The organism is Caballeronia sp., from assembly GCF_049581465.1.
Classification (GTDB): domain Bacteria; phylum Pseudomonadota; class Gammaproteobacteria; order Burkholderiales; family Burkholderiaceae; genus Caballeronia.
In genome coordinates this window covers 1-1,715 of record NZ_JBAUSA010000042.1, presented here as the reverse complement: position 1 = coordinate 1,715, position 1,715 = coordinate 1, and the positions used below count along the sequence as shown (strand labels likewise).

3 protein-coding genes are annotated in these 1,715 nt (G+C 60.4%); all 3 read right to left on the bottom strand.

All coding sequences use genetic code 11. The features are described from left to right. Positions 1-618: NAD(P)(+) transhydrogenase (Re/Si-specific) subunit beta (locus WCA53_RS00850; RefSeq protein ID WP_423904313.1), on the bottom strand; the 618-nt coding region annotated here is incomplete at its 3' end. Next, on the bottom strand, positions 615-911 hold the full coding sequence (locus WCA53_RS00845; RefSeq protein WP_423904310.1) for an NAD(P) transhydrogenase subunit alpha: 297 nt from the start codon (positions 909-911) through the stop codon (positions 615-617). The genes WCA53_RS00850 and WCA53_RS00845, both read right to left, overlap by 4 nt. A gap of 13 nt (positions 912-924) precedes the next feature. After that, positions 925-1,715, bottom strand: a 791-nt coding sequence (locus WCA53_RS00840) for an NAD(P)(+) transhydrogenase (Re/Si-specific) subunit alpha (protein ID WP_423904307.1), incomplete at its 5' end; no start/stop codon positions are given.

Here is a 1,715-nt window from a genome sequence, read left to right as displayed (position 1 = left end):
GCCGATAGGCGTGACCAGCAAAATTCCGAATAGCAACGCGACGCCAACCATGGCCGGGAAGAGGTGCATGTACTCCGGATGGATCGTGAGAACGATCGCGATCACGATCGCGGATCCAAGAACCGAGAGGCTGACGATGTTCTGCCCGCGATAGGTAATCGGGCGCTGTGGGAGAATTTCCTGGAGTTTCCCGGCGGCAATCAGGCTGCCGGTGAAGGTCAGGGAGCCGATGATCACTTCCAGTGCAATCTCGACCATGCTGAATTTCGTGACGTGCGGCGCGTGCACGTAGTACTCGGCAATACCGATCATGGTTGCGGACAAAGCGCCGAATGCGTGGCTAAGGGCGGTTCGCTGTGGCACAGCCGTCATGCGGACCAGGCCGAGCGGGATGCCGATGGCGGCACCGATGATCAGCGCGACGGCGATCCATTTGTATTGGACAAGGGCGGGATTGAAGAGTGTCGCGATAACGGCTAGCGCCGCGCCAATCTCGCCGGCGAGAACTCCATGACGTGCAGTGGCCGGCGAGCTAAGCCACTTCAGCGAGAGAATGAAGAGGACGGCTGCGGCGATGTATGCGAAGTCGATGAGCTGCCCAACGGCGACCTGAGTCATGATTTTTTAGGCTTTCCACTCTTGAACATGCGCAACATGCGATCAGTAATCAGGAAGCCGCCGACCATGTTGCTGAACGAAGCAGCCACGGCGATGGTACCGAGTACGGTGGTGAGCGTCGTCTCGTGCAGACCGGCAATAATGATGGCCGCGACAACGACAATGGCATCAAGGGCATTCGTCAGCGACATCAGCGGGGTGTGCAGCAGCGGCGAAACGCGCTTGATCAATTCGAAGCCGACAAAGCCCGCCAAAATGAACACGAAAAGATTCGAGATGAAATCTGCAGGCACTCCGTTTCTCCTTTTAGGGCGCTTGCTTGTGATTGGCCAGAGCCGGCATATCGAAAAATTCGCGGACGCGCGCGTTCACCACCTCGCTGCCGCGCGTGAGCAACGTGCCGCGGATGATTTCGTCATCCGCGTCGAGGCGTGGCTTGCCTTCTTTTACAAGATGCGTAAGAAAGGCCACCATGTTCCGCGCATACAGCTGGCTGGCGTCGTGCGGGACGCTGCTGCCCACGTTTACCCAGCCGATGATCGTGACACCACCGGTTACGAACTTTTCGCCGATCTGGGTGAGTTCGCAATTCCCGCCGCGCTCGGCGGCGAGGTCCACGATCACCGAACCCGGTGCCATGCCCGCCACCATCTCGCGCGTGATCAGGGTCGGCGACTTCTTCCCGGGAATAACGGCGGCCGTGATCACGACGTCGCTCTCGGCGACCACGCGGCTCAGTAACTCGCGCTGGCGGTTGTAGAAGGATTCGTCTTGTGCCTGCGCGTAGCCGCCTGCGTCCTGCGCATTTTGCGCTTCAATAGGCAGCTCGACGAATCGCGCGCCGAGGCTCTGCACCTGCTCCTTCACTGTCGGACGTAAATCGTACGCCGAAGTGACCGCACCGAGCCGCCGAGCCGTCGCAATCGCCTGCAAGCCAGCAACACCCGCGCCAATGACAAGCACGCGCGCGGGCGGAATCGTTCCCGCGGCGGTGGTCATCATCGGAAAAAGGCGTGGCAGCATGTTGGCCGCGATCAACACGGCCCTATAGCCGCAGACGGTGCCCATCGAGGAGAGCGCGTCCATGCTCTGCGCCC